20 protein-coding genes are annotated in these 22,679 nt (G+C 43.3%); 5 read left to right on the top strand and 15 right to left on the bottom strand.

Features of this window, described 5'->3' with window-relative positions:
- Nucleotides 1–32 precede the first annotated feature (32 nt).
- Genes ABD010_RS12660 through ABD010_RS12670 form a run of 3 tightly spaced genes read right to left on the bottom strand, consistent with a single transcriptional unit; the run spans nt 33 to nt 3,366 of the window.
- A complete protein-coding gene (locus ABD010_RS12660; RefSeq protein WP_343813642.1) occupies nt 33–1,220 on the bottom strand; it encodes a DUF4129 domain-containing protein in 1,188 nt (395 codons plus the stop codon).
- Nucleotides 1,217–2,425 (bottom strand): DUF58 domain-containing protein, encoded by a 1,209-nt coding sequence (locus tag ABD010_RS12665; RefSeq protein ID WP_343813644.1) that lies wholly within the window; start codon nt 2,423–2,425, stop codon nt 1,217–1,219. The genes ABD010_RS12660 and ABD010_RS12665 overlap by 4 nt, the downstream gene beginning before the upstream one ends.
- The gene (locus ABD010_RS12670; protein ID WP_343813646.1) at nt 2,422–3,366 is read right to left on the bottom strand and encodes an AAA family ATPase; all 945 of its coding nucleotides are present in this window, start codon (nt 3,364–3,366) and stop codon (nt 2,422–2,424) included. The genes ABD010_RS12665 and ABD010_RS12670 overlap by 4 nt, the downstream gene beginning before the upstream one ends.
- A 163-nt stretch (nt 3,367–3,529) precedes the next feature.
- On the opposite strand from ABD010_RS12670, the gene ABD010_RS12675 reads away from it, so the two are divergent.
- Nucleotides 3,530–4,945, top strand: a complete 1,416-nt coding sequence (locus ABD010_RS12675) for a Na+/H+ antiporter NhaC family protein (RefSeq protein WP_343813649.1) — start codon at nt 3,530–3,532, stop codon at nt 4,943–4,945.
- Between the two features lie 38 nt (nt 4,946–4,983).
- On the opposite strand, the gene ABD010_RS12680 is transcribed toward ABD010_RS12675, so the two are convergent.
- The 3 genes from ABD010_RS12680 to rlmN form a co-directional block, all read right to left on the bottom strand.
- Nucleotides 4,984–5,526 carry a hypothetical protein gene (locus tag ABD010_RS12680; protein ID WP_343813652.1) on the bottom strand — a complete coding sequence of 181 codons (543 nt, stop codon included), beginning with the start codon at nt 5,524–5,526 and terminating at the stop codon, nt 4,984–4,986.
- A 9-nt stretch (nt 5,527–5,535) separates the two neighbouring features.
- Nucleotides 5,536–6,714 (bottom strand): Alp7A family actin-like protein, encoded by a 1,179-nt coding sequence (locus ABD010_RS12685; RefSeq protein ID WP_343813655.1) that lies wholly within the window; start codon nt 6,712–6,714, stop codon nt 5,536–5,538.
- 690 nt (nt 6,715–7,404) lie between these two features.
- A complete protein-coding gene (gene rlmN, locus ABD010_RS12690; protein WP_343814485.1) occupies nt 7,405–8,472 on the bottom strand; it encodes a dual-specificity RNA methyltransferase RlmN in 1,068 nt (355 codons plus the stop codon).
- Between the two features lie 348 nt (nt 8,473–8,820).
- Here rlmN and ABD010_RS12695 point away from each other — a divergent pair, with 348 nt between their 5' ends.
- On the top strand, nt 8,821–9,816 hold the full coding sequence (locus ABD010_RS12695) for an LLM class flavin-dependent oxidoreductase (protein WP_343813658.1): 996 nt from the start codon (nt 8,821–8,823) through the stop codon (nt 9,814–9,816).
- A 184-nt stretch (nt 9,817–10,000) separates the two neighbouring features.
- Here the strand turns inward: ABD010_RS12695 and ABD010_RS12700 are convergent, their stop codons facing one another.
- A complete protein-coding gene (locus ABD010_RS12700; RefSeq protein ID WP_343813661.1) occupies nt 10,001–10,909 on the bottom strand; it encodes a pseudouridine-5'-phosphate glycosidase in 909 nt (302 codons plus the stop codon).
- Entirely contained in the window at nt 10,906–11,991 is a 1,086-nt protein-coding gene (locus ABD010_RS12705) for a PfkB family carbohydrate kinase (protein WP_343813664.1), read from the bottom strand. Before ABD010_RS12705 ends, ABD010_RS12700 begins: the two co-directional genes overlap by 4 nt.
- Before the next feature lie 143 nt (nt 11,992–12,134).
- Here ABD010_RS12705 and ABD010_RS12710 point away from each other — a divergent pair, with 143 nt between their 5' ends.
- Nucleotides 12,135–12,593, top strand: coding sequence for a DinB family protein (locus tag ABD010_RS12710; protein ID WP_343813667.1), 459 nt, complete (start codon nt 12,135–12,137; stop codon nt 12,591–12,593).
- A gap of 271 nt (nt 12,594–12,864) precedes the next feature.
- A complete protein-coding gene (locus tag ABD010_RS12715; RefSeq protein WP_343813670.1) occupies nt 12,865–13,926 on the top strand; it encodes an NAD(P)/FAD-dependent oxidoreductase in 1,062 nt (353 codons plus the stop codon).
- Between the two features lie 267 nt (nt 13,927–14,193).
- Here ABD010_RS12715 and ABD010_RS12720 read toward each other — a convergent pair whose 3' ends face one another.
- Entirely contained in the window at nt 14,194–14,880 is a 687-nt protein-coding gene (locus ABD010_RS12720; protein WP_343813673.1) for a GOLPH3/VPS74 family protein, read from the bottom strand.
- A 222-nt stretch (nt 14,881–15,102) separates the two neighbouring features.
- Here ABD010_RS12720 and ABD010_RS12725 point away from each other — a divergent pair, with 222 nt between their 5' ends.
- Nucleotides 15,103–15,279, top strand: coding sequence for a YjzC family protein (locus ABD010_RS12725; RefSeq protein ID WP_174615085.1), 177 nt, complete (start codon nt 15,103–15,105; stop codon nt 15,277–15,279).
- 14 nt (nt 15,280–15,293) lie between these two features.
- On the opposite strand, the gene ABD010_RS12730 is transcribed toward ABD010_RS12725, so the two are convergent.
- The 6 genes from ABD010_RS12730 to ABD010_RS12755 form a co-directional block, all read right to left on the bottom strand.
- Entirely contained in the window at nt 15,294–16,424 is a 1,131-nt protein-coding gene (locus tag ABD010_RS12730) for a hypothetical protein (RefSeq protein WP_343813676.1), read from the bottom strand.
- A gap of 141 nt (nt 16,425–16,565) precedes the next feature.
- Entirely contained in the window at nt 16,566–16,877 is a 312-nt protein-coding gene (locus tag ABD010_RS12735; RefSeq protein WP_343813678.1) for a DUF2785 domain-containing protein, read from the bottom strand.
- Between the two features lie 85 nt (nt 16,878–16,962).
- The gene (locus ABD010_RS12740; RefSeq protein WP_343813680.1) at nt 16,963–17,820 is read right to left on the bottom strand and encodes an alpha/beta fold hydrolase; all 858 of its coding nucleotides are present in this window, start codon (nt 17,818–17,820) and stop codon (nt 16,963–16,965) included.
- 87 nt (nt 17,821–17,907) lie between these two features.
- A complete protein-coding gene (locus ABD010_RS12745) occupies nt 17,908–21,384 on the bottom strand; it encodes a hypothetical protein (protein WP_343813682.1) in 3,477 nt (1,158 codons plus the stop codon).
- Between the two features lie 71 nt (nt 21,385–21,455).
- Nucleotides 21,456–21,938 (bottom strand): PaaI family thioesterase, encoded by a 483-nt coding sequence (locus ABD010_RS12750; protein WP_343813684.1) that lies wholly within the window; start codon nt 21,936–21,938, stop codon nt 21,456–21,458.
- Nucleotides 21,939–22,092: 154 nt separating this feature from the next.
- On the bottom strand, nt 22,093–22,647 hold the full coding sequence (locus ABD010_RS12755; RefSeq protein WP_343813687.1) for a DJ-1/PfpI family protein: 555 nt from the start codon (nt 22,645–22,647) through the stop codon (nt 22,093–22,095).
- Nucleotides 22,648–22,679: the final 32 nt, after the last annotated feature.

A 22,679-nucleotide genomic window follows, 5' to 3' on the forward strand; every position in this document is an offset into this window, starting at 1 on the left:
TAACGAGGCTGGGACAAATAGTCCCAACCTCTTTATTTTTTACGGGATTTAGCTTCCTCGGTCAGTTGCTTCATCCCTTTTTCGTATTTCTCCCGTTCCGAGGAAGTGAGTTCCCTGTTGCCATACCGCACTTTTCGGTAACCGGCGATAACTGTATCGAGTGCTGCCGTGTTAAAATCAAGCCGATCAAACCAATCCTCGACCGATTCATGCTGGTAGCGTGGATAACCTCTTTTGGCCAGCGTCTTCTGCAGTTGGTACAGCCTTTTGCGAACAGCATCTTTGGGCGGTCGACTTCGTTGAAACCGTTGTTTAACCGTATTTGCCGATAGTTGTCCGGTAATCTGATTGGAACCGGCTGCTTCCATGTCAATACTGATTTTTCGTTTGTAGAAATAAATGCCCAGGCCGATCAAAACGATGACAACAACTGCCAGCACCATCAATTCGTTCATGAACATGGATGGGTCTTCCTGATTTTCCATCTTTTCCATCATTTCCTGGTTCTGGGTTTGTTTGTCTTTGGACTCATCCCGCTCCGGCAACTCCGCCTCATCACCAATCAGAAGCTTCAGAAACCATTGAACCGGATAAATCAGCAACCCCGCCACAGCGCTAATTCCGGAGAACAGACTCATCAATATTGTTTTGACCGCCGGAAATAAATAAATGCCAAGAAACGAAATGGCAACAGCCGTTCCGATCGTTCCAATTCCCCACATCATATATCTGCGACTGCCTGATTTTATCTGGCTCTCCACCATTTCAAGGACCTTTAGTGTAATTAAAAATACAAATTGGATAAACGGAAGCACGAGAAGAATCCCATTATTTCCATCTGTCATCGGAAAATAGACAATTATACAAAGTGCGAGCGATACAATAAATAAAACATGCTGATTTTCATGTTCAATATCAATTTTCACGAAATGAATAAAGGCACGCCAGACGATAAACGTTGTCCAAAGCACGGATGCGTACACGTTCAATCCCGTGAAGAATCCAAGCAAAAGGCTTCCTAAAATCAGGACGAGCAGCATTGGCAGCGGAATCGTCTTTTTACGTTGAAAGGATAAAAAAAACACAGCATTCAGGACAGCGACAAGTAATACCGGCAATACCGGAACATGGCCATATGCAATAATGTACAAAATTTCCATCAGGGTGAACAGAAAGAAACATTCATAGAAAAAATCAAGCCAGCGTTTGGTTATGCTCATGAAACCGCCTCCCTCTTCCCGGAGGCTTTTGTAATGTAAGAGGCATCGTCATTATGCTCAACATCAAATAAAGCTGCACCTTTCTTTTCCCATTTCTGATAATAACGGACTTCCTGTTCCTGCCTGCCGCAATTGAATAAAATGACTACCGGCGGCCGGAACATCACCCTGTCTACATAGGCAAACAACATTTCCTGTGTGACCGTTATACTGTTAAAATTGATTCTTGCCAGCAGTTCAAGGGCTTTGGAGAGCTGGTTTCTCCCTTCCCCCGGTTTCAGCTGCATAATAAAATCCCGTCCGCGTACTTTGATATTGACAAAAATACTGTAAGGAACACCCCTGGCGGTGGCGTATTTACACATATAGGCAATGGAACTGATGTTTCTTTCAAGATCATCCGATTTATTGGAAAGATCCGTCCGTTCTCTGCTCAAATGAAGCACAAACATCCATTCCATACCGGTCGTTTTCTCAAATTGTTTTGTCTGCAGCTGCGTTGATTTCGCGCTTGCTTTCCAGTGAATCCGATTGAAGGGATCCCCTGGCGCATAATCCCTGCTGCCGATTGACGCTGTTAAATCCTCAAACAATGAAAATTGCATCGGTTGTGCACCCTGTTCAAATTTTTTCAGGTAGTGAAGTCCTCCAACAGCCCTTAGTTCAGGAAACACAATTACTTCAGTGTGAAAAAACGGATCATACTTCATTTGCAGTGTTCCAAGCCCGAGTAGATCACGGACTGTTAGATTAATACCGCTCACTCGGCCGACACCCCTGCTCAGACCCCTTACCTGGAACGAAAAATCCGCCTTCTTTTTTCCGGCAAGATTATAACGAAACGAAAATTGATTTCTCTTTTTCGTTCCACCTTCCTGCTTTATATCATCAAACATGATATTATCCTGAATACTAAACAGCATTTTCCCGCTAAAAATGGGTAGCCTGCTGCGATTCGCTAACGTAAACGTCATTATATCGTTTTGATCCTTAAACAGCTTCACCTGTTGTTCACGATTTTCCAGATGGAGCGTATTGGACATCCTTTTCAGATACAAGTGCGGAATCGCAATAACAAGCAATATCAGGAATGTCAGTAAAATAAGTATCGGTTTGTGCTGATACAGTGAAATAAAAAACAAAACAGCTGCAGCAATTAACAGCTGCATCGAAAATATAACCTTTATCGTTCGGTGCCAGTTCATTGACGGACCGCCCCTGATTCAACCGGGACTTCAATTTCATCAAGCAGCATATCCAGAACTTGCGGTTTTGTTTTACTCATTTCCCCTTCCAGTGAGAGTACCAGCCGATGTGCAAGCACAATTGGTGCCATTTCTTTCACATCTTCCGGTATTACATATTGCCTGTCCTGCACGAACGCCTTTGCTTGGACCGCCCGCATAAAAGCAAGAGTTCCACGCGGACTTACACCAGTATCAGTCAACTCTGACTTTCTTGTTCCCCGCACAATTGCCAAAAGGTAGTCTTCCACCGCATCCGAAATCTCCACTTCCTTCACCTGCTCCTGCAGATTTATGATCTCCTCAGGTGAAAAAATCTCCTCCAGTGTGTCAATCGGTTGCGCTCTCCGATACCGATGCATCATCTCTTTTTCTTCATCACGTGTTGGGTACCCGACCCGAATCTGCATCAGAAAGCGATCCATCTGTGCTTCCGGTAGCGGAAATGTACCCTGTGATTCAATTGGATTCTGTGTCGCCAAAACAATAAACGGCGGTTCTATGGGCAGTGTCTCGCCCTCAATTGTCACTTGCTGTTCTTCCATCACTTCCAGCAGACTTGATTGCGTTCTTGGTGTGGCACGGTTTATTTCATCAGCCAGTAATATATTTGTCATCACAGGACCCGGGCGCAATTCAAAGCTTTGATATTTCGGATTAAAAAACTGTATTCCCGTCACATCACTCGGCAGGACATCCGGCGTAAACTGGACTCGTTTGAAATTACCGCTGATGGATTTCGCAATGCTTTTCGCCAGCATCGTTTTACCTGTTCCCGGCACGTCCTCCAAGAGCACATGTCCGCGGCAAAGTAATCCGATCATCACCAGTTCAGCTGTTTTCTCCTTTCCTAAAAGAACTTTCCCAATACTTTCTTTTACCTTCTCTATCTGTTCATTCATTCAGTCGACCCCCATTTTAAAAATTATCTTATAATTTCCAATATAGCGTATTAAGTGACCATTATCAAACTTTTTCCTCATATCGAACAGCAGAAATATCCACTTCTTATTTCGCATGAAACGACTTATTTTGGAAAAGTTAACAGTGGAAGGAGGCGGAAAAATGGAACAGGCATGGATGTCTTTAATACCCTTTATCATTGTTATCGGACTGTCAATCTGGCTAAAAAAAATATTGCCCGGGCTTGTTCTGGGTCTGCTTGTCGGGGCACTTCTGGTCAAGTTCAGTATACTTGGCGGATCACAGCAATCAGTCGAATACATCGTTACGACGTTATCAAATGCGGATAACATTAAAATTATCGGGTTTTTGTATTTGTTCGGCGGTCTGATCGGGATGATGCGCATATCCGGTGGTATAAAAGGTTTTTCGGAATGGATTGGAGAGCGGATTGAATCACAGCGAGGCCTGCTTGGCTTAATATGGCTGACCTTGCCATTTACGTTCATGATGCCGATGTTCCGGATCATGATGATCGGCCCTGTCATCAAATCTTTGATGGAAAAAATGAAGCTGAGCAAACAAAAGGTCGGCTTTACCATGGACATCTCTACCGGTTCCGTAATTGTTCTGCTGCCTGTAGCAACCGCTTTTGTCGGTTTTATGATCTCACTTATTTCCGGGGGTATCCAAAAATACAATCTTGACCTTGATCCTTACCAAGTATTTTTACTGAGTATCCCTTTTAATTTTTATGCAATCGCCATGCTGATTATCGGGCTGATATGGACGTTTAAATCGTCTTCCGAAAAAGGTGATAAGGAGAAGAAAAAGCAAGATAAAGAGAAGCAGGACCCGCACCGCAGCGGTATTAAAAAGGAGTTGTCCATGGTAAAGGCACAGCCATGGAATTTGATCGTACCATTGATCCTAATTTTAGGTTTAACCATTTATTTGCTTTGGGAGAGTGGTATATCCAATGGTGCCGATTCTGTTTTTGAAGCTTTTTCGCAGGCAGATGCCACATTTGTTATGCTGCTGGCCATCTTCATCACCCTTATTATCACGTTTGTTTATTATGTCATTCGCCGGCAGCCGCTTGATGAGCTGATTTTTCACTTTTTTGATGGCGGTAATCAACTGATGCAGGCAATCATCCTGCTTGTTCTCGTCTGGTCGTTATCGCTTGTTGCAGAGGATCTAGGGTTTTCCAAATTTATCAGTTCAACACTTGGATCATATTTACCCGACTTCACGATACCAGCTATTATTTTCGCCATTGGTGCTACTATAAGCTATTTCATTGGTTCATCCTTTGGTACATGGGGCCTGATCATGCCACTTGGTATTGCACTGGCGGTCTCAGCAGATGCATCTGTTGCAATGACGGTCGGAGCGGTTTTTGCAAGCGGTTCATTCGGGGCGATGACCTCCCCGCTCGGCGACACAACGATTACGACTGCGTCAATATTGGATATGCCGCTTGTCGAATACGCTCGCTACAAGCTGAAGATTTGCGCAATTGGTGCCGGGATATCAATCGCCGGGTACCTCGCAGCTGGATTCTTTTTTATGTAGGTATATAGGAAGCCCACTCCATAGATGGACTTCCTTTCCTACTTATTCATTCTGGAGAAAAAGTCGCCGAGTGGATTTTCTTCTTCCCGCTCCGGCTCTTCTTCATCCTCAACATGTATGTCTTCCATGTCGCCCAGATTAACATCATCCAGATCCAACGAACTGCTGCTTTCTTCCATTGCAGCTGCCGTTTCAGTCTGTTCATCAGGTTGATCAGATACGGGCACATCCATTGCAGGTGCATCAATGTTAAGCGATGCCAGAATAGAAGTTGCGCGCATCGGATCCTGGAGCAACTGATATAAAATGGTGCCAACCATCGCTTCAGAATGTTCGTGTTTCAGCCAGCTCTTTTGCTCTTTTGTCAGTTGTTTCGGGAGAGGAATAGTCAATGTTTCCTTCTTTTTCGCATAGGTTTCATTGACACCGCGCAATACAAATTTAGCGATTTCACTGGAAAAATTGCGCCGCTCCGTCTCCTTCAACTTCTGCAATTGCTTTAACAGGTAATCAGGTGTATCTGACGGGACACGAAATGTTATTGACTGCCCCCGTTCAATACTCTTTTTCGCTTCACGCATACCATCACCCTACTTTTCCTTTGATGCTGCTGTTTTCCCCTTCGTCTCTTCTTTGGGGGCACTTTCCCCGATGAGCTGCGTAATCAGCTTATAATACGCATTCGCCATCATCCAGATGCTTTCATTTTCATCTTCAAAGAAGTCGATATTAAAACCGTCCAACTTGTTATTTAATGCTTTCAAATAATCCTTCAACACAGCAGAACCACCGCCGACAAAATAACAGATTTCCGATTGTGAATTCTTTTGCCATACATTGCGCAAATATCTGTACTCTTTTTTGGCAAGTTCCAGTAAAATACGATCGGTTATATCATGGACATTTGTCCTGCTTCCTTTAACCATGATGTGATGACGGTCATTTTTTCTGGTTATAATATCAACCACATCACGACGGCTGTCCAGCTCAACCCCATGTTTGGTACGGATTTCTTCACGAATTTCCTCCAATGATTCAGCAACACCCAAGTGAAAACCTTGCGCCTTATCATCATCAACATTCCGATTGCGGATTACGGCAATATCAGTCGAAAGGCCGCCAATATCCTGAATTAGAATTTGCTTATCAATCAGATCCTTATTAATAACGTTCAAATCGTTGTCCATAATTAAGTTGACATATGCAGCAAAGCCTTCCGGATAGACTTTCACTTCATCAAACTTAATATTTACTTTTTTACCCTGGTGTTTTGGTGTTACTAAAAATTCAACCTGATGAACGGATCCAAGCAACTGTGAACGGTATCCAACATCTTTGCCTTCTTTAACTTCTCTAAGCGGAAGTCCCGTTCCCAATGTGTAATTTGCGTCGATCACATCATTTTTTCCCGGTCTGAATGTTTCTCCACTTACAGCATCAAATGCAATGGATGCAAACAACATAATCAGAGTCTGATCTGCTTCCGATTTACTGCTTCCCGGATCAAGTTCAGTTGAATTGTTTGTTTTGGTTGCAAGATTTCCGACACGATAAATTGCGTTATTTTCTTCCAGGGCAGGGGAGTGGACCCGAATATGTAAATTATCAAGCGGCTCCTTTTCATCAAGATCCTCTATCCCGATTACCGGCCGATCTTCAATATCCCTTGCAATTACATTCGGTATATAAATACTGCTTTCCATCTTTCCAAAATTCGCCTTCAGGGCATCATTTCCTACATCTACCGCAGCAATTCTTGATTTTGCCATCGTATGATTCTCCTCTCTAAAATTCAATCTCTATCTAAGATTAATAGATTGTATATAAAATTGCAATCAGACTTTAAGCGCATTCTTTTTTGTACACTTGCACACATTTATGCAAACATTATTAAACCAACGTGTACACTTGTTTGTGTACAAGAAAACAATATTGTACACATTTGTAAACATATTTGTGTACAAGAACACAAATATGTACACAGAGCATTTTATATTATTTTCTATTGGATTGGAAATAGTGTGACTTCTATTGTTTAGAAAATACTAGGAGAATAGATAACAAATTTTAGAAGTTTGACAAAAATCGAGGAAGGCATGAAGCTATTCATTCCAGAGAGCTTGTTAAGATAACAGAAATAATTGTCGAAAAACGCGACAAGCGGCTCTATATCGCCCCTTTTAAATGAGGGAGCGATATTTTGCATCGAACTGCATACTAGTACACATAACAAGAACTAATTGCAAAATTCGGGCCGCTGACAGCATTACAAAACGATAGCATTTTCGACAAAAGTTTACACAGATCCCATCGTTTCACTTATGTATAACGTATTTACTGTTAGAAAACTTGGTTGTCACCAAGCCTTTAGGTGACAGCCTTAGTTGCACTTATGCAGTAAGAAAGTTTTATACTATCTTATCTGCCAAAAAAAAGCGCCTGAAAATCAGGCACTCTTCTTATACTGCATTTTTCTTTTTAATTTGCTTACTTCTCAGCTGTCCGCATGCGGCATCGATGTCTGCACCGTTTTCCCAGCGGACACCGCAATTTATACCGTTTTCCTTCAACGTTTCGTAAAACGCCTGAATTGCAGCAGAATCACTCCGTTGGTACTGGTTATGCTCATCAACTGAGTTGTATGGAATCAGATTTACGTAACTCAGATGACGCTTATCTTGCAGCAGCCTAGCCAATTGCTCTGCTTCCGACTTATGATCGTTCACATCTTTCAGCATGATGTATTCATACGTTATTCGCCGATTCACCTTTTCCAGATAATAATCAACCGAAGCCATCAATTTTTCAATTGGGAACGCCCGATTGATTTTCATGATCTGTGTTCTCAGTTCATTATTTGGAGCATGCAGCGATATTGCCAGGTTAACCTGTGTGCCTGTGTCCGCCCATTCATAAATCTTATGAGCCAGACCACTTGTTGACACGGTAATGTGCCGGGCGCCGATACAAAGTCCTTTATCATCGTTCACCACATTGATGAAATCCATCAAATTGCTAAAGTTATCAAAAGGTTCGCCGATTCCCATTACAACAATATGACTGACACGGTCGCCTTCACCCTTTTCATCCAGGTGCTTCTGAACACTCATAATCTGTTCAACAATCTCTCCACCGGATAAATCGCGGCTTTTTTTCAAAAGCCCGCTCGCACAGAATGAACAGCCGATATTGCAGCCAACCTGAGTCGTAACACATACAGAAAGACCATAATTAAACCGCATCAATACCGTTTCGATTACATTTCCATCTGCCAGTCTGAATAAATACTTAATCGTGCCATCAGATGACTCCTGCTTAATTTCCTCACCCAGTGTGTGCAGAACAAAATTCTCTTCCAGCAATTCAATTGTCTCTTTGTTGACATTTTTCATATCAGCAAAGGTTGCCACGCGCTTCTTATACAGCCAGTTCCATACCTGATCAACCCGGAAGCGACGTTGGCCATGATCCAATAGCCAATCAGTCAATTTTTCATATGTCATTCCATAAATGGATGGTTTACTCATCATACTTACCCTCATTTCAAACGTTGCAATTCTTTTATTGTACTATATTAATGGATGAGTGGCAATGAGGCAAATGATAAAAGTCAAGTGAACCGACCATTATGGGCTGATTAACATCAACCCGCTTTGTCCATGACGCCATCTATCCGGCAGTAAGAACTTCATGGAATAGGACCGACTGTCTAACGGCGAAAACATGGATTCGATCGGCGAACTCAGAGGTTCTAACAGCAAATTTTATATTGATTTGACCAAAAATTACGTATCCTCTCAAGTTAAATTATTAGGCAGAATATTGGAAGATTGCATCCAAAGGACGTATCATTTCTCCATAAGGAGTGAGTTCATATGAAAACATTTCAAAATATACCATTGTCTGTACTGGATTTGGCACCTGTTCTGGAGGAAGGCACCCCTGTCGAGTCCTTTAAGAACAGTGCGGATCTGATTCAGGCTGCAGAAAAATTTGGATTTAATCGGTATTGGGTGGCTGAGCACCACAACATGCCGGGCATTGCCAGCTCGGCAACATCCGTATTTATCGGGCATCTCGCCGGAGTAACTGACCATATTCGGGTAGGTTCAGGTGGAATCATGCTGCCAAACCATGCCTCACTTGTCATCGCTGAACAGTTCGGTACACTGGAAAGCCTATACCCGGGGCGCATTGACCTCGGACTTGGACGTGCACCAGGAAGTGACCAGGCAACGGCCTATGCATTGCGCCGTACGTTAAATCAGCGTGTGGAGGATTTTCCAATGCAGGTTGAAGAATTGCAGAATTATTTTGCAGGAACAGCCCGTGTACGTTCTGTTCCCGGAGAAGGACTCGATATCCCAATCTGGCTGCTTGGTTCAAGCGGATTCAGTGCACAACTTTCCGCTGAGCTGGGGGTGCAGTTTTCATTCGCAAGCCACTTTGCACCGGATTATACGATCCCTGCACTGAACCTGTATCGTGATAATTTTAAACCATCTGACAAGGTTAAAGAACCATATGCCATGCTAGGTGTTAATATTATAGCTGCTGATACCGAAGAAGAGGCTAAGTACCTTGCGACATCACAACAGCAGCAATTTTTAAGTATTCGCCGCGGCCAGCCAACCAAACTGCAGCCGCCAATTGAAAACATTGACAGCGTTTGGTCTGATATGGAAAAAGCAGCCGTCGCGAAATCCATTGAATCAAGCGCGACTATTGTTGGAAGCAAGGAAACAGTGAAAGCCGGACTGGAAAAATTCATCGAGGAAACACAGGCAGATGAATTAATCGTGAACGCACAAATCTATGACCATGAAGCACGCAAACGGTCCTATGAGATTGTTAGTGAACTGATGGATTAAGCCTCGACAATTTTGTGAAAAAACCACTCTGAATTTAACTTCATGAGTGGTTTTTTATTTAAATGAACAACTTCAGCAAGTAGTGTCGCTTTTTATACGGCGGGTTCAGCCTTTTGTTCGGTGCGTTTCTCACTTCATTCAGCGGCCTGGCCTTTTGTTCAGCGAGTCATACCAAAGGGGTCCCTTAATTACCAAGCTGGACGGCAATCTCTGCACCAACTGCTGCATTGTGTTTGACCAGTGCTATATTGGCATCCAAACTTTTCCCACCAGTTAACTCGGTAACTTTGGCGAGTAAAAATGGCGTTACCTCTTTACCGGAAATATGGTTTTCTGCTGCTTCTTTCAATGCTGTATTGATAATATTTGTAATAGCCCTTTCGTCCATCGCGTGTTCTTCCGGAATAGGATTCGCAACAACTGCTCCACCATTAAGATTCAAATCCCATTTTGCCTCTAATGTCCGTGCGACACTCGCTGCATCGTCTACTTTGAAATTCACCGGAAAGGCACTTGTCCGTGTGAAAAAGGCAGGCAGAACATCCGTCTGATATCCCATAACAGGTACACCTTTAGTCTCCAGGTATTCCATCGTCAAACCGAGGTCGAGAATTGATTTTGCACCTGCACAGACAACCGCAACATTCGTCTTGGCCAGTTCTTCAAGGTCAGCAGAAATATCCATCGATGTTTCTGCACCGCGATGCACTCCGCCAATGCCGCCAGTAACAAATATGCGGATACCGGCAAGTTCAGCACAGATCATCGTTGCCGCTACTGTTGTTGCACCTTTTTGTCCGGTAGCAAGTAAGTATGGCAAGTCACGTCTTGATGCTTTGGCAACTCCTTCACTTTTGCCGAAATCCTCCAGTTCCGCATCACTCAGGCCAATCTTTATTTTCCCTTCAAAGATTGCAATCGTTGCCGGAACTGCGCCGCGGTCGCGAATAATCTGCTCAACTTCCCGTGCTGTTTGTACATTTTGCGGGTATGGCATGCCATGCGAAATGATCGTTGATTCCAATGCAACAACCGGTTTTCCCTGATCTTTTGCAGCCATCACTTCTTCTGATAAAGATACATATTCCTTCATAATACTTCCTCCATATCTTCGCGTAATTTTTTCGCTGATAAATCCTGTCTAACAGTAAATGAGGATTGCAACGTTCTGCTGGCATTGACGATTCCAGCCTTCACAGAACTGAAAATGTCCTCCCCTTCCAGCCATGAATAAGTGACTGCCGCAGAAAATGCGTCCCCTGCACCAGTTACATCTGATACATCATCGATTTTCAATGCAGGGACAAGGTGAATACCCTCAGAACGATTACCGACTGCCGCTCCTTCACTTCCTTCTGTTACCACAACATTTGCCACGCCGGCGTCAAGCCATTTTTGAACCGATTCTTCGCTTGTCAGCTTGCAGTCAAAATATGCTTCAGACTCCGTGCGATTTGTTATAACCCATGTCACGCCTTCCAATTTTTCCGGCATATTTTGCATTTTTGGTGCCGACACAGTTACTAAAACAAGCGGAATTTCCTGTGCAGCCGTTAACTGTGTCAGCAGTTGCAATGTATCTTTCGGGCAATTCAAATCAGCAACTGCACATTTTGCCTGATTCAATATTGAAGCACTGTTCTGCAGCCACTCCGGATTCATCCGGTCAAAAATGTCCATATCCGCAAATCCGACTGCCAATTCACCCTGTTTGTCCAAAATAGCAGTATATGACCCGCTGTTTTGATTGGAAAAATGATTCACGTGATCAAGTGTCATATACGGAGATGATACCTCCTCAATCAAATCCCACTCAGCATCTCTACCCGCAGTCGTAAGCAAGGTTGTTTCCATACCAAGCCGCCCAAAGTTCTCCGCAATATTGCGTGCAACCCCTCCGACTGTCTGATTTGCATGAATTGGATTGGAAGTGCCCATCTGCAAGTAATCTTTTACGTAAAACTTCCGATCTACATTTGCGCCGCCTATACAAATGACAGGCTTACTGTCATTTAAAATATACGCTTTACCGCGAATATACCCTTTTTTAACAAGCCCCGATATGAGATTGGCAACAGAGGGACGCGACATTTGCAGCGTATCAGCCAGCTCCTGCTGGGAAACGTATGGATTTTTTCTGATTAGCGTCAGCAGCTTTTTTTCCCGTTCATTCACGAAACCGGCCTCCTTGGTTAAAACACTTGTTTAGAAATTAAACATTTGTTTGTATTATATGCTTTCTTCATTTTTTAGTCAAGATGTTTTATTTTAATCTGAGAAAGGAAATTAGTATGGTAGACAGAAAGGGAGGAATTACGATGAGTGAATTAATGTACACACAGTTCAACACAACAAGAAATATGCTGTTGAAAAAAATAAGCGGTCTGGACCCGCAAAGTATTGATGTCCAGCCGATTGGTTTCAACAACACCATCCATTGGCATATCGGTCATATTCTGACGGTAACAGAGCAATTTTTATTTGGCTTTCCGGACAACTCAGATAACATACCCGAAGAATATAAAAACCTGTTCGGACCCGGGTCAAAACCTGCTGATTGGCCGGATAATGTGCCATCTGTGGAAAAGTTGGAGCAGCAGTTGAAGGAACAGCTGGAACGATTAAATTCAATTCCTGCAAAGAAATTCGATGAAAAATTACCACAGCCTTTTCTCGGTAATGAGACAGTTGGGGAGTTGGCTGTAATGGCAGCATTCCATGAAGCAAACCACCTTGGAAGAATTCATTCGATGGAAAAGGTCATTAAAAATCAATAAAGTAATAATTTTATACAGAGGGAAGATTCATTTCTTCCCTCTGTAAGTTAATTGCCCCACTTACAATCACCTAACTGTTCAAAAGATTGCTGCACCATAATCAATAGTGGTCATAACGTTAACTTTTCCACTCCATTCTACATGTTTGCCTTGTTCTAATTTGGTATTATCCGACAAAAAACAACAATTCCATGCTTTTCCTAGTCTTCTGGAGTAACTTTTGGTAATCTTAACAGTGAGAGCATTTATATGTACATAAGGGGTTTTTGCTATGAAAAATTTAGTCATCTTAGGCGGTGGCTATGGCGGACTTCGAATTGTTGTTTCACTTATTGAACAAAACCTTCCTGAGGATGTTCATATCACCGTCATCGACCGGAACCCGTATCATTCTATAAAAACGGAATTTTACACGATTGCTGCCGGGACATCTGCTGATAAAGATGTCCGTATGGAGTTTCCGGAACATGAAAAAGTCAGCTATATCTATGCCGAAATCAAGGAAATCGATAATGAACAACAGCAGATTAATTTTCATGACCGTAGTGAGCCGGTACCATTTGACTATCTTGTTATTGGACTCGGCTGTGAAGACGACTACCATGGGATCGAAGGCGCATCCAAATTTACGGAGAGCGTTCAATCGTTTGGCGCAGCCCGTCGTGCCGGGATGGCAATCGGCAACCTGAAAGCGTACGGAAAGGCAACAATTGTTGGTGCAGGACTGAGTGGTATTGAAGTAGCTTCCGAAATCAGAGAAAGCAGACCGGATTTGAATATTCGCCTGCTTGATCGCGGTGCTTCCGTGTTAAAAGCTTTTGACACAAAAATTCAAAACTATGTGGAAAACTGGTTTTTGAAAAGGGACGTGGAAGTTGTTCACCATGCCAACGTCGAATATGTCGAGAAAGATGGCGTTTGCAACAATGGTATCTGTTACGTGAATGATGTGACGGTATGGACTGCCGGAGTCAAACCGAACCATATTGCAAGTGCATTACCATTTGAAAAGGACAGACAGGAAAAGCTCGTCGTCAATGAGTTTTTTCAAATTCCTGAGTCACCGAACATCTATGTCGTCGGCGATTGTGCATCATCCGAACATTCCCCGAGCGGACAGCTAGCGGGTGAACAAGGAGAGCGGGTTGCAGCAGTTATTACGGCTGTTTTAAACGGAAACCAACCAGACAAGCCGAAAGAGATAAAATTAAAGGGAACACTCGGTTCGCTTGGAAGCTCAGAAGGATTCGGGGAAATGATGACCCGATCGGTTACCGGGTATCTCCCGCGCCTTGCTAAATCCGGTGTGTTATGGCTTAATAAGCGACACTGACTGTCGTTGGTAAAGCAGAATAGAATAACAGTAAAAACCGCGTAACACTTTTAAGGTTGCGCGGTTTTAGTTTGGCGAGTGATTTAAATAATACTTACCTGGTTTAGTCGGTTCTTGCTCGAGTTCAAGTACAGCTCGCACGATTTGACCACAGGTTCGTTCGAAAACAAGATGCGCTCGCTCGATTCAGACAGTGGGTCGCTCGAAATGGCAGTGTGCTCGCGCGACTTCCAGCTAATCTGCCGGGGGTGACTCTTTTAGATATTTCTATGCTCCGCCTCCTCCACCGTTGCCACCTGAACTGGCCGCAGCTGCAGCACAGGCAGCGATTACGGCAGTCTGCATTGCATCTATTGAAACCTTCACCGCATCACCATAATCATTATTCTTACTAATTTGATCAATCCGCTTTTTGGCTTCTTTCTTTTCCCTTGTAGAAAACACCTCATTGATAAGGTTACAAGCCTTAATTAAGCTGAGCAGCATAGCGGTTCTTGCATCAGGTTTCTGATCACCGAAAATACTTGCATGCACCCGTTGGCGTATTTGCTGTTCCGGCACATCTCTTTCCGTGGGATAAGTATTTCGGCTAAATACCCACAGAATTTTTTGCTCTTTCTCCTCCAACACACCTTTATCCACCAAATCACGCAGCATATCTTTTCTCCATTGTCCCATTCGATAGTTCATACTCTGTACCCAGCGTTTGACACTTTTTGGCTTCCTTGCCTCGATTACTTGTTGTAAAACTGCATCATTCACCTTATTACCCGTTGGCGTTTCATCAATTACCACAACTTTTTTGTCTTCTAAACCAATTCGTTCCTCTATGGTCAGTTCAGCAAGAGCTGCACCAGCCAGGCCATAATTCAACGAACTCCCGGCTGAAAAGACAACCGTTCCCTTATCATCATTAAGCGCAAGCAGCAAAAGTTCCTCTGGAATAGTAAGCATCTTTTAACCTCCAAAATGAGTCCTATTATGTAATACTGTTTAACAGCCAAAAAGTTTCATTTCTTATTGCCCATCAAACTACTTTTTTCTAAAACCTAACCAGGTTGCAGCGCGTCACCCTCCTTTTTTAGGCGGGAAGCATCATTATCCTTCATTTTAACGAATAATACACCATTTGAAAGCCATACTAAAAGTAAAACAATTTACAAGGAGTGTTTATTAATGGGTGAATACAGTCATTTTCGTTTCGGGCAAAAAGCGCCAAAAAACGGTGTGTATAAAGAAATCGGTGAAACTGGAACAAGTGTCAGCGATCCAAAAATCGTTAAACTGGAGTCAGGTGAAAAATTCCCGCAAAATTCGAATCATGACCGTGTGTGGACAATTGAGAAAAACTGATTGCCGCTGTTATCCTACCTGCTCCGATTGGTCAAAAATTCAAAGATAACCTTAATCATTTTCACCGCAATCAGTGCCGGAAACCACCCCAACAACAAATTGGTTACATTCATTACCAGAATTGGCCAAAACACAAAGTCGGCATGCGTCACCAGCGAAATAATGAGCAAAGCAATACTGTTGCCGATTATGGCCACTACCAGATATTGCAGCGGCAAGCGCCATTTTGTATAGTTTCTCCAATACACCAGAACACTCGGTATCAATATATTGACCATCGTTATACCAAATAATATGGTACTACTCGTTTCATATGCCCCTTCCCCGTCCAGGGGCAAACCCGGTAAAATCACCGCACCTGCAAAGAGCGCGTAAACAAACAGTGCAATCACACTTAGTTTCTCTGCTTTCCTTGTGACCTCTTTTCTTTCTTTTTCCCCTGGATCTTTTAATTCGCCTTCATGTTCCCAAGTGAGAAAAGGATTCCGCCTGCTTTCCTGGCCTACTGGAGGGGGTTCCGTTATGTCGCTCCACGGCACACCTTTAATCTTTGTGAAATCGACATAATGTGTTGACCTGTCCCTGAGTGCCGGAGCCAAATTATAATCTGTAAAATATATGGGACATTGTTTATCCTCCAGACGTGTTACCCAATCGTTAAACTCATCCATATTCTCCGCTTTTTCAAAATACGACTCCGCTCCATTTATCAAAATAATTAATGCTCCGAATCTGTTGAAATCAACTCCCTGTCCGGTAGGGAAATTGATGTGATTCACATAATTGCCGATTAATACTTTATCAATATCCTCAAACAAAAGATGATATTCCGATTCCTTTCTCGTTTTATGATTAATTGCGTATTCATGTATTCCAGTCTCGTTTAGCTCAAAGTGTGTTTCCACTTCCCCATCTTTGGAAAACCAATGTACAAATAGAGCAAGGACTCCAAAAATAGCCGCAACAATAATACATAAGATTCGCAAACCGGATGAATCCGTATCATCTATTTTAAAAATCATGATTGCCAACAATACGATTGCAACCAGCAGAAACAACCACTTAAAAAAGGCTAAGCAACCCTTTAGCTGCTCAGTAGTTTGATTGGAACGATGAATGGGTTCATGAAGATTTGTGGCACTCATAAGAACATCCCCCTTTCTTTCCACGCCTTAGTAATTTTTGCGAATCGATTCATTCATTAGAAAACTTGGTTGTCACCAAGCCTTTAGGTGACAGCCTTAGTTGCACTTATGCAGTAAGAAAGTTTTATACTTTATTATCTGCTAAATCCAAAAGTTCATTTCTTTCAATGTATCAACCAGCATCAGATTAAATTTTTCAGTACCTGGAGGCGGATTTCCAGCAAGCAGCAATTGAAAATACAAACTGCGCAAAAAACCCTTTACATTGACATATGTACTGGCCATGTGTGCCGAGGACAAGCAGGATAGCCATTCCTCTCCATTGTTGCTGGCAAACTGCTGCAGCCATTTTCTCAAAACCTGTATTTCAATCACGTCACGTCGGAGCAAACGCAATACAGCATACGAAATCCGCTCATCTTCTGCAGCAGTATATGTGTGTGTTGGCTGCAAACCTCCCCCTCAAACGTGCGAACTCCCATTAATATGTCCACACCAACCTCCTTTACGACATATCCCTCCTCTGTCTGGATAATTTTCACTGCTGCTCTAAAAATAACTTCATATCAGGTAATAAAGCCGGATCGCTCCAATGCACATAATGCCCGCTGTCAACTGGTCTGTAGGTGATTGGCGGCTGGGTATGCCGTTTCATTTTTTCCACGTGTTCCAATGTATTTTCGTATTCCTGTTTATCTACCCCTTTAAATGTTGCATACGCCAGATATGTCGGCACCTTAACCTGAGAAAGCAGCTTCGGCATCTGTAACCGATAAAAACCAAAATATAAATTTAGCATATCCACCGAAAAACCGATATTTCGTTCATGCGCCTTTCGTATGTATTTATTTTCTTCAATGGCAAAAATTTCACAAAACCGTTTGACTCTCTCATTCGAATCGGCATCGTCGTTGTCTGAAAATATTGGTTCCAGCAATCTTAAAATCGGCTTTCCAAACAATGCTGCTGCAATGTTTAATAGAGGAACTGCATATGCGAACATGCCAAATTCACGTCTTGGAATACGCGGAAACGGTTTATGACCTTGATCGAGCAAGACCAGTTTTTTCACCCTGGCAGGAAAATGAACAGCAAATGCCAATGCCAGGGCACCGCCCAATGAGTGTCCAATAACTGACACCTTATCAAACTTCTGCTGGTCCAGATATTCTTTCACCCATTTCGCCATTTCTAACGAATGAATCTGATGAGCTTGAATCCCCATGCTTTTCCCTATACCAGGCAAATCCACCATGTGTGTTTCAAAGCCTTCTGCCAGATACTCGGCTATATTCAGCCCTTCATTTCCTGGGTATCCGGCTGCCGGCAAAAAGATAACAGGGTCACCTTCCCCCATTTTTTCAACATAATAATCATACATAATTTCCGTTGACATCACCCGACTACCTCCTGTCTTAAATCATTCGACCCGTTTCCCTATAAATCCTGCCGTTAGTCCTTAATGAAAGCTCCCCTGCAGTTATCAATCCCACTTTTTAATCTTCTGTACCACTTTTTTTCTGAATACGCTAAGCAATGTCTGTTTTCCATTTGCTGTTTTTTGCTTATGCCATTCATTATAGCTTGCCACAGTAATCAGGATTGATCCGGCAATCAGGAGGTACCCCCACCACGGCAGATTGCCCCAATATGGTCTTGTTTGCAGGAAAACGTTTAACAGCAATACCCCTGCACCGACAAAAAAGTACGACTTTAGCTGAAATGCTGTCCCGGCGAGCATCGAGGCGAGTGACAGCACCCCGATAATCAGGGCATCATATATGGTCGAACTGGCCATACCGTCCTGCACAAGCAGTAATGCAACGATAACGAGAACCGACCATTCTGTGTACGTTACAGCTGATTTATGCATGTTGCGGTCTATCTTTCTGAATAAGACTCCCAGAACAACCCAGGGCAATACATATAGCTCCCGTTCGAGGAGATCCGGTAATGATATATTGCCCAGCACCGTATAATATGGCTGCAAAAGGAATACACAAGCGGCAAAAACAACCCATTTCGGTGCTGCCAGCGGAATACGTTTTCGCTGCAGCAATAAGTTTCCGAACAGGAGAAGACCCGGAAGCAATTGTGTCCATAATACTTCAGATGCAGCTATATACAGGCTGATCATTGCCAGCACCCCGACAATCGTATACCAGTCCATAACCGGCAACCCCTGCTTAACTGAGGGGTTGCGGAAAATTATCCGGTATAACAGAAAGCCCGCAATGGTCAGCATGACAGCAAAAACAGTTATACCAAGTTGTTCCGCATTCTCAAACGTTAGCTTTTCTGTACAAAATTGGATAACGCCGATGTAAAGAAGGATTAATGGGGCAAGATTGAAAAAATCCCATTTCTCCATATGCATCATATACAGCAGTCCAATTGTGTAGCCAATCAACACCACAAATGGCAGCAATGCAAATGGCTGAACAGACAGGAACGCAATCATGCCGATTGTCGAAAACGGAACAGCGTAATAAGCAATTTTCCGGTCCCATGAACTTCCGGAAAGAACCCAGGCTGCCCCTGCCACACCACTTGTTATGAAAAAGGCATAATGTACCAGCGCGTCGAATTCCAGCAGGATAAATCCGAGCGATACCGCAGCCCAGAAACTTGTAACACAGAAATACAGAAACACCGTTCCCACTGCATCCGGTTTCGCCTTCCAGACACTCATTGCGTATACAGCTGTTGCGATCAGAAAGGCCCAAACTGCCTGCTCGCCGGAGAACAAGAACGTGAACAATACGGACAGCGGCAAATACAGATGACCAATCAGCAGAAAACTTTTCATCAGCCAACGATCACGCTTTCCGATAATAACACCTGTTCCTAAAAGCAGCAGCGCCCCAAAAATGAACTGCAGTGATCGAAACAAGTCTGATGTCACATCAGCCTCGATATAAATCGCATACAGCGCCGTAAAATAAACTAGCAGTGAAAGTGTGCTGATCACATAAGGTATTGCCGGCCAATTTGTTTTTCGGTAAACCAAATAAGCCATACCAACTCCGCCCAGTACAACGAGCGTTCGCAAGACATCATCAAATGCAAAGCCAAATGTCATCACTAAACCGTAAAAATAAAAACCCTGTGCTGCAAAAAAAGTACTTCGATGAAAATCATTTCGCTTGGTTTTCTTCCAAACCATGGACACAACCAACATCACGAGACCGGCAAACACATAGTTGGCAGCATCCATTGCATCAAGATATGGCACTTTGCTGTCAGATAAAAATGCTATTGCCGCAAATCCAAGTGCTACCGCATGAATCCATGCAGCAACATCAGCACCGATAAGACTTTTGCGGTTTTCAAACCGGTCCATTTCCAACGCAGCCACCGCCAATAAAAGAAACATAACGCCGAGTTGCCACGGGGAAACCACAACATAACCCGATATTACACAAAAGAACATTACGACGCCGCCTACATCACGTGCAGCTGGTTTAACACGGTCCAGAAAGCCCGCGTTCATTCGGCAGCCGAACACAATATACAGGAACAACCCCGCGATAAATACCGGAAGAACCATCGATTCAAATCCAAACATATCCCTGCAGATCAGCACAGCCTCATATAAAGCGGACATCATAAACGACGCGCTCAAATACGCAAACAGCGGACGTTTAGCCTGATTGGTTAAAAATACAAAATTTGCTGTAATAATGATATAAGCAATCAACAGCACCATAGACGGTTCGTTCATCCGAAGCAAAATACCTTCAAAGCTGATATACAAAAATGCCAGCACAGAAACGACCGCACTTGTCACCCGGAATGCCTTTTGCAAGGCCCCCGCACCTTCCAGATATTTTGGCAATGCCAAAAATACAAAGCCGAGCAATGCATAAATAACCGCTCCACCCTCATCAAGTGCAGAGAACTCAATTAACTGATAGGCACCATATACGAGCATAGCACTGAATACAAAATGATAGCCCTTGTGACTGGTTACAAATATCATGAAAAAATACAAAACGGCTGTGAGCATCAAATTGTATCCATGGACCAGTTCATGATCATAAAGAGTGAGCATCAGCACGGTGGACAAAATCAAATTTGCCTGGATATAAACAACAAATTCCTTTGTGAAAAGTTTAAAGCGCTCATATTTATTCAAGTAATGGCAGCCAAAAATTAATGCGCCATTGAACAGCATAATACCCAAGTAGTACCCGTCAACAGGCAGTTTAAGGGAAGCAATAGCAAAGCCTGCAAAAAGGGTTAACACGACATAGGAAAACCATACAAACAACCTGGAAGCCAATCGGATTGCCAGGAGCAGATAAACCGGCAATATGACAAGACTACCGGCTGCACCGAACAGAAAGCGTCCTTCACCGGAAAAAGAAAAATAGCGGCCAAATAATTCAAAATAACCCGCTGATATAATCACAATCGGCAGAAACAGGGCGCCAAGCACATGGAACGCAAAAGCTGTTTTCTCAATCTTCAAGACAACTCTCGTGAAATAAGCCAAACCAAAAAACAGTAATGAAACAAGTGCAATCATCCCGGTTTTCGCCAGGGGACCCATCATATCCCATGTACTTGTTGCAAGAACCGTGCCGCCAATAAGTAACAGGATTACCCCAAGAATCAATGACCATGTAATATTACGTTCGCGGATTTCTTTTGATGACAAAGATTTTTTCACCTTTTTTGGCTGTGGCTGAACACGTTCTGATTCCGGCCGCGCCGAAGTCTCCTGCACTGAATTGGATGGTATTGATGTTTCCTCCTGCCCAGTGTATTGCTCCTGCTTTACGGATTGCCTGCCTTGATCCTCTTTTGGCTGCCCCTTTGCTTCTTCCAGATGCTCATAATAGCGTTTGTGTGCACTTAGTATTTGTTTATATGTACGGTTATCGATATAGTTGCCTTTCTCGAGCTTATACAGTTCATTTGCTACAACACGCTGCCTGACATGATAATCGGCCACAAATCTCCCCCCTGTCTCATCTTGCATACACAGTTACAGCCACCTGCAAAACAGATGGCTGCATGGTTTTTTTATTTTTGTGCAAATGTTGCAGGCATTACTGCTGCAACAACTTCACCCTTCGCACAGCATTCATCACCGGCAAAAACTTCCGTATGTACCTTAAATTTTTTCGGATGTACTTCTTCCACGGTGCCGATTGCTTTCAGCGGTACTTCTTTAGGTGTCGGTTTTACAAACTTTACTTCCAATGATGCTGTTACAAATCGCGGCGGTTCCACACCATCACCTGGCTCATGGCCATTTTTCCGGTGCAGCGCGAGTGAAGCAGATCCTGTCCCATGGCAATCAATCAACGATGCAATCAGTCCCCCATAAACAAATCCGGGAATTGCCGTATGCTCAGGTCTCGGTGAATAAACGGTCACCGTCTGTTTGCCGTCCCATCCCGTTCTGAGATGATACCCTTCATCATTCAGCCTGCCGCATCCATAACAATGAGAAAAATCATCCGGATATTCATCCTGAATTGCATGCACTACCTTTTCAGTCATCTCCATATCCCCTATCAAGTAGAATTTTCAGTAAACTGCTGTTTATTTCATATTATCAAAAATCGATATAGATTCAATAATGTATTGGAACACATACTACTTTTTCATCACTAAAAATATGGCAGCCTAACATAAGTTAAGGCCGCCTGGAATATCACCGACTATTAACCTGTCGAATAAACTCTTTCATCAATCCGGGCACATCCGGCCATGCGTGCCCGGTTACAAGATTTCCGTCAGTATGGTTTGATTCTTCAATATACGTTGATCCTGCTGCTTCTACTTCCGGTTTGCAGGCAATATAGGCCGTCATTTCCCTTCCTATGAGGTGATCTTTAACCGTCGTTAACACCTGACTTGCATGACAGACGGCAGCAATTGGCTTATTGGTTTCAAAAAAGTGACTGACGATAGCCGGAATATGCTCATTCAGACGAATATGTTCCGGCGCCCGGCCTCCCGGAATAATCAGTCCATCATATTCTTCCGGATTTATTTCATCGAACCCTGCTGTTGCCTCAATTTGATAGCCTTCTTTTTCCGTATATGTCTCCCAGCCGACAAAATCATGGACAACCGTATGCAGCTTCTTGGCGGAACTTGCTGCAATCACCGTATCATAGCCTTCTTCCAGACAGCGGAAATACGGATAGTAGATTTCCAGTGCCTCGACCGCATCACCAGCAATAATCAATACCTTCTTGGACATTAATCTTACCTCCTGGATATAAACATCGTTTC

This window comes from Virgibacillus siamensis, from assembly GCF_039522605.1.
In the GTDB taxonomy this organism is placed as follows: domain Bacteria; phylum Bacillota; class Bacilli; order Bacillales; family Amphibacillaceae; genus Lentibacillus; species Lentibacillus siamensis.